The organism is Methylobacterium segetis, assembly GCF_004348265.1.
Taxonomy (GTDB): Bacteria; Pseudomonadota; Alphaproteobacteria; order Rhizobiales; family Beijerinckiaceae; genus Methylobacterium; species Methylobacterium segetis.
The window spans coordinates 1-7,150 of record NZ_SMNT01000149.1 but is presented as its reverse complement, the minus strand read 5'-3'; the positions used below and the strand labels follow the sequence as shown (position 1 = coordinate 7,150).

General features: G+C 69.2%; 2 protein-coding genes. Both read left to right on the top strand.

All coding sequences use genetic code 11. From position 1 onward, the window contains the following. Window positions 1-564, top strand: a 564-nt coding sequence (locus tag E1J50_RS24515; protein ID WP_165937966.1) for a PilN domain-containing protein, incomplete at its 5' end; no start/stop codon positions are given. 196 nt (window positions 565-760) lie between these two features. Beyond that, window positions 761-7,150: peroxidase family protein (locus E1J50_RS24510; protein ID WP_245516738.1), on the top strand; the 6,390-nt coding region annotated here is incomplete at its 3' end.

Genomic DNA, 7,150 nt, shown 5'->3' with positions numbered 1-7,150 from the left:
GAGGGCGAGATGGCTTCGCCGGAGGCGGCCTGTCTGGTGCTGCCGTTCGGGCCGGCACGCGCGCCTGCGCGGGCCTCGGCGGGGCGGGCGGCGGCGGGGCTGGGTCTCGCCTGCCTGACGCTGGTTCTGACGGGCTTCTGCGGCCTGGCGGGGCGGCAGGCGGCGCGGATCGGCACGCTGGAGGCGGAGATCCGGGCGGTGGACGCGCCGGCGCGGGGCTCGGCGGCGCGGCTGCGGGGGGTGGAGGGCCTCGTGGCGGATGCGGGCCGGCTCACGCAGCTGCGGTCGGCGCCGGGCGTGGTGGCGTTGTGGGAGGAGCTGGCGCGGCTCCTGCCGGCGACGACGTATCTGAGCGAGATCGCGGTGTCGGGCGAGGGCGTGAGCCTGACGGGCTACAGCGAGGGCGCGGCCGAGCTGATCGGCCGGCTGCAGGGCTCGCACCTGCTGCAGGCGCCGGTCCTGGCCGGGCCGATCGTGTTCGACCGCGCCCGCGCCCGCGAGCGCTTCTCCATCCGCGCAACCCTGCGCGAGACCCGTATCCCCGAGGAGCTCGGGCGCCCCTGAGGCAGCGCGCGCCCGAAGGTTCGGACCTTCGGCGAAGCCCGGGTAGCCCGCCATCGGACCAAGGTCCGAGACCGGCTCAGACCATCGCAGACCAATCCGCCGGACCTTTGCATGTATTGGCGGCATCCACCCCCGTGAAACACTGCCCTCAACGCGGAAAGACCGCGGATCTTCCGAAGTATACGGAGGGGCTGTCATGGGCGTCGAGTTCAACCGCACCGATCTGGAATTCGTTCTGACGCAGATCCAGATGGCGGAGGCCGGACAGAACCCCGTCAACCCGCACCTGACCTTCGGCCTCCGGCACGTCGACGGCACCGACAACAGCACCGTCGCGGGCCAGCCCCTCTACGGTTCTGCAGACCAGGCCTTCCCGCGGCTCACCAACCCCGTCTTCCAGAGCGCCGACCCCTCGGCCTTCGGCCCCCCGGGCGGCAAGCCGACCTCCTACGCGAGCACGACCGGCGCCGTGTTCGACTCCGACCCCCGCGTCATCAGCAACCTCATCTCCGACCAGTCGCTCGACAATGACGCGGCCATCATCGCGGCGCTGAAGCTCACCGGCTCCTCGAACCCCGAGGCCGACGCGGCCCGGGTGGCACAGGCCTGGGACGCCGTGAAGGCCGCCAAGGCGACGGGCGACGCGATCCAGATCTCCGACAAGACCGGCGCTCTGAAGACCCTCACCACGGAACTCGGCCTCAAGGTCGAGAACGGCAGCGTGTTCATCGAGAACGTGACGCCCGATGCCGGTCTCTCGGCCCCGTTCAACACGCTCTTCACGCTGTTCGGCCAGTTCTTCGACCACGGCCTCGACCTGATCTCGAAGAACAGCGTCAGCGGCACGGTCTACATCCCGCTCAAGCCCGACGACCCGCTCTACGTGCAGGGCTCGCCGACGAACTTCATGGTGCTCACCCGCGCGACGAACCAGCCCGGCCCCGACGGCAGGCTCGGCACCGCGGACGACATCCACGAGTACACGAACCAGGTCACGCCCTTCGTCGACCAGAACCAGACCTACACCTCGCACCCCTCGCATCAGGTCTTCCTGCGCGAGTACATGACCGGCGCGGACGGCCAGGTCCACACGACGGGCCGGCTGCTGACGGGGATCAACGGCGGCGATCCGACCTGGGCCGACGTGAAGGCGAACGCCCTCAAGCTCGGCATCAAGCTGCAGGACGAGGACGTCAACAACATCCCGCTCCTGGCGACCGACGAGTACGGCAACTTCATTCCCGACCCGAAGACGGGCTACGCGCAGATCGTCTTCAAGGGGGCGGACGGCATCGCCGGCACGGCCGACGATGTGCTGAAATCCGGCACGCCGGGCTCGCCGCTCTCGACGGTCGGCGCCGTGCGCACCGGCCATCAGTTCCTCAACGACATGGCCTTCGGCGCGGCGCCGAGCGATCCGGAGGCGGTGGGTGCCCACCTGCAGCCCGACGGCGACTCGGTCGCCGGCATCCCCAGCGTCGACGCCCGCGGCAACCTGACGGCCTACGACAACGAGCTCCTCGACGCCCACCTCATCGCGGGCGATGGGCGGGCGAACGAGAATGTCGGCCTCACCGCCATCCACGAGGTCTTCCACGACGAGCACAACCGCCTCGTGCAGCAGGTGAAGGACCTCGTCCGCTCGGAGCTCGCCAAGGGCGACACCGCCTTCGCGAGCAACTGGGTCCTGGACGGGACCGATCTCTCCGACGGCATCCAGGAGAACGAGTGGAACGGCGAGCGCCTGTTCCAGACCGCGAAGTTCGGCACCGAGACCCAGTACCAGCACCTCGTCTTCGAGGAATTCGCCCGCAAGGTCTCGCCGGCCATCCACCTGTTCGGCAACCTCAACGTCCATCTCGACCCGGCCATCACCGCCGAGTTCGCGAACGCGGTCTACCGCTTCGGGCACTCGATGCTCGACGAGGACCTCAACCGCTACGTGCTTCAGGGCAAGTATCTCGACGCGCAGGGCAAGCCGACCGACGTGAATACCGGCGTCGTCAACCCGCTCGCCGGCACGCCGCTCCTCGACGACAAGGGCAAACCCGTCCTCAACGCGATCGGCCTGATCGACGCCTTCACGAACCCGCTCGAATTCGCCAAGCACGGCTCGACCGCGGCGGGCGAGATCGCCCTCGGCGCGCTCAACCAGACCGGCAACGAGATCGACGAGTTCGTCACGGGCGCGCTGCGCAACAACCTGCTCGGCCTGCCCCTCGACCTCGCCGCCCTCAACATCGCCCGCGGCCGCGAGACCGGCGTGGCGCCGCTCAACCTCGTGCGCAACCAGATCTACGCGCAGACGCACGACAGTGCCGTCAAGCCCTACGACAGCTGGATCGATTTCGGCCACTTCCTCAAGCACGAGGCGTCGCTGATCAACTTCGTGGCGGCCTACGGCACACACCACACGATCCTCGAGGCCACGACCCTCGAGGCCAAGCGCGCCGCAGCCCTCCTCCTCGTCGAGCACGGGCAGGACGGCTTCTCCGGGAGCGGGGTGTCGGCGGCCGACATCAAGGACGCCCACGACTTCATGCACAGCACGGGGGCCTACGCGAACATCACCGACCCGGCCCTGCTCAAGGACAATGCCAACGCGCTCCACGACGCCGGCGGCGCGATCCCCTTCTGGAGCACGGGCAGCATCACGGGCCTCGACCAGGTCGATCTCTGGATCGGGGGCCTCGCCGAGAAGCAGACCCTGTTCGGAGGGCTCCTCGGCTCGACCTTCGACTACATCTTCCGCATCCAGCTCGAGAACCTTCAGGACGGCGACCGGCTCTACTACCTGCCGCGCCTGGAGGGCACGCACTTCCTCTCGGAGATCGAGAACAACGCGTTCGCCGAGATGATCATGAACAATCTCGGCACCAAGCACATGAGCGCGAGCGTCTTCCTGACGCCCGAATACACGGTCGAGGCGACCACCATCAATCCGGACGACGTCTCGACCTGGACCCGCAACCCGACGACAGGGAAGCTCCTCCTCGAGTCGAGCTGGGTGCTCGACGAGCACGGGAACCACCTGAAGGGCTCGGACGGGGCCGACGTGAAGACGGTCCACTTCCTCGGCGACGACAATTTCTTCGGCAACACGATGGTGCTCGGCGGCACCGAGCACGACGACCACCTGATCGCCGGCAACGCCGACGACGACACCGTCTACGGCGACGGCGGCAACGACTGGATCGACGGCGGCGAGGGCAACGACTTCCTCTACGGCGGCAAGGGCGACGACCACATCACGGATGCGGGCGGCAACGACACGATCCACGGCGACGAGGGGAACGACTGGATCGACGGCGGCTCCGGAGACGACATCATCTTCGGCAACGACGGCAACGACACGATCTACGGCGGCAAGGGCATCGACGACATCCAGGGCGGCCAGGGCAACGACATCATCAACGGCGGCGAGGGCGACGACGAGATCCAGGGCAACGAGGGCGACGACTGGATCGAGGGCGGCCAGGGCGGCGACCTTCTCGTGGGCGACGCCGGCGCTCCGACGGGCCAGCTCCCCCTCTACGGCGCGGACGACGTCCTGATCGGCGGCACCTGGCTGCCGACGGGGCCGGACGGCCATCCCGTCACGAGCTCGACCACCGACACCGCCGCGAACGGCGGCGACCGGATGCAGGGCTTCAGCGGCGACGACATCATGATCGGCGGCGGCGGCTTCAACCGCTTCGAGGGCCGCAACGGCTACGACTGGGCCTCCTACGAGTTCGATCGCCTCGGCGTCAGCGTCGACATGAACGTCAAGGACTTCATCCTCGACTCGCCGCCGCTCTCGCCGGACGCGATCCGCGACCGCTTCATCGAGACGGAGGGCCTCAGCGGCTCGTCCTACGACGATTTCCTGCAGGGCACGAACGACGCGATCGCCGACCCGACGAACGAGCTCAACAACATCACCCTGATCAGCGGGCTCGAGACGTTCTTCTCACCCGACGCGCCGGTCCACTTCTCGGGCGGCAACATCATCCTCGGCGGCGGCGGCAGCGACCGCATCCAGGGCCGTGCCGGCAACGACATCATCGACGGCGACGCCTACCTGCATGTCCGGCTCGAGAACGGCCAGATCGTCCGCGAGATCCTGGACGGCGGGCGCCCGAACGACGTCGACACCGCCGTCTACTCGGACATCGCGGCCAATTACGTGATCGGTGCCCGCACGGCGGACGGCCGAGGCTGGGACGGCATCGATGCCGAGGGCTTCTTCTCGGTGGTCCACGTCACGGTCGGGGGCGGCGGTGGCGGGGGTGGAGGCGGCGTGAACCCCATCGTCGACGACGGCGTCGACAAGCTGCGCAACATTGAGCGCCTGGAATTCCGCGACGGCACGCACACGGTCAACGAACTCCTCCCGGTCGTTCCGGCGAAGAACACCCTGCCCTTCGGCGGCGTGCAGGTCTCCGGAAACCCGGTCATCGGACAGCTGCTGACGGCCGGCAACACGCTCCTCGACCTCGACGCCCTCACGGCCCCGGGGTCGGCTTCGATGACCCCGAACGTCTCCTATCAGTGGGAGTACCTCGATCCGGCCCGCGCCCAGTGGGTGCCGATCACGGGGGCCACGGGCGAGACCTACAAGGTCACGGCCTTCATGGTCGGGCAGGCCCTGCGCGTCTCCGCCTCCTTCGTCGATGCCCTCGGGTACACCGAGCGCGTCGTCTCGACCCAGACCGCCCTCGTCACGACCGCGCCGAACGTCAACACGGCGCCCTTCGTGGTGCCGCAGCAGGGTCAGGTCGGCCTGCCCGACACGAGCGTCTACGAGAAGGGCGCGGTGAACCTCTTCCTGCCCGTCACCACCGTGTTCGGCGACGCGCAGACCCCGGCGGCCCAGCTCAAGTACACCGTCACGCTGGCCAACGGGCATCCGCTCTCGGAGATCGGCCTCAGCGTCGTCGACCAAGTCGCGGTCAACGGCTCGCTCCTCATCAAGGGCGTGCTCGCGGCGAGCGTCACCGGCCCGGTCGACATCAGGGTCAGCGCGACCGATGCGGGTCCGGGGACGCCGCTCACGGTCACCGACGTCTTCACCCTGAACGTGGTGCACCCCGCCCCCGGCTCGCAGGCCGTGATCAGCGGCTCGCTCCAGGACGGCTACATCGCCGGCGCCACCGTCTTCATGGACTCGAACAACGATGGTGTCCGCCAGAGCTTCGAGGCCCAGACGACGACCGACGCGAGCGGCCATTTCACCCTCGTCGGCAAGCCCGGGGCCATCGTCGCCACCGGCGGCCCGGGCGCACTCGATACGGCCACGAACCTCGCCTTCAACGGCGTCTTCAAGGCGCCGGCCGGCTCGACGGTGGTGTCTCCCCTCACCACGATCCTCGTCGAGCTGATGGGGCTCGGTGCGAATCTCAGCTCCGCCCAGACGGAGCTGCGCGGTGCGCTCGGCCTCGGTGCCGGGGTCGACGTCACCCAGATCGACCCGATCGCGGGCATGCTGAAGGAGGGCGCGACGCCCCAGCAGATCGCCCTCTACGAGCACCTGTTCGTCGCGGCCTCGCAGATCCTCAACACCGTCGCCCTCCTCCAGGCGGCGCTCCCCTACGCGAACCCGATGCACGACATCGTCGAGATGATCGCGACGGGCCAGCCGTTCGACCTCTCAGACCCGGCGACGGTGCACGCCCTGGTCGACCGCTACCTGCCGCCGTCCACCTTCGCGTCCGACGTCGAGGCCTTGCTCAACGGCCACAACGCCCTCGTCGCAGCCCAGGCGACGGCGGCGGACGGCATGGCGTTCCTCGTCGGCGTCGCGGCGGTGAGCCGCGTGGCGCAGGGCGAGACCGCGCCGGCGCTCGCCATCGCCTTCACCGACGAGGATGTGGCGGCGGTGCGGGCGAAGTTCACCGGCGACAGCCTCGGCGTGCAGGTCGGCTACGCCAAGCACCATATCGGCGACGTCGACGGCGACAGCCGCCCCGAGGGCGACGGAGACGCGGTCGCGCCCGGCGTGACCCTGGCCGCCGCCGGCGCTCCGACGAAGGCGGGTCTCCTCTCGCTCTCGGGCTCGGTCGGTCCGGCCGATGCCGGGATCACCGTGCACATCCTCGACAACGGCCGGGAGATCGGCTCGACGAAGTCCGGCCCGGACGGGGCCTGGAAGGCGGACGTGCAGATCTCGGGCGAGGGCGAGCACGTCGTCACCGCCTCCGGCACCGACGGCGCCGGCAATACCGGCAAGAGCCTGCCGATCAGCGTCACCATCGACACCACGCCGCCGGCCAAGCCCGTCGTCGCCCTCGACCACGATACCGGTGCCTCGGCCAACGACCGCGTCACGAGCGATGCCGAGATCACGGTCACGGCCGGGGAGATCGGGGGCAGCCTCGCCTACAGCATTGACGGGCACGGCTTCGTCGCGGTCTATGACGAGAGCGACCTCGCGGATGGCGCGCACACCGTGCGGGTCCATCACACCGACGCCGCTGGCAACGTCTCCGAGGACGGCGTCCTCAGCTTCGTCCTCGACCGGACGGCTCCGGACGCGCCCGTCGTCAGGCTCGCCAACGATACCGGCCTGCCCGGCGACAGGATGACGAAGGACGCGAGCCTCGCG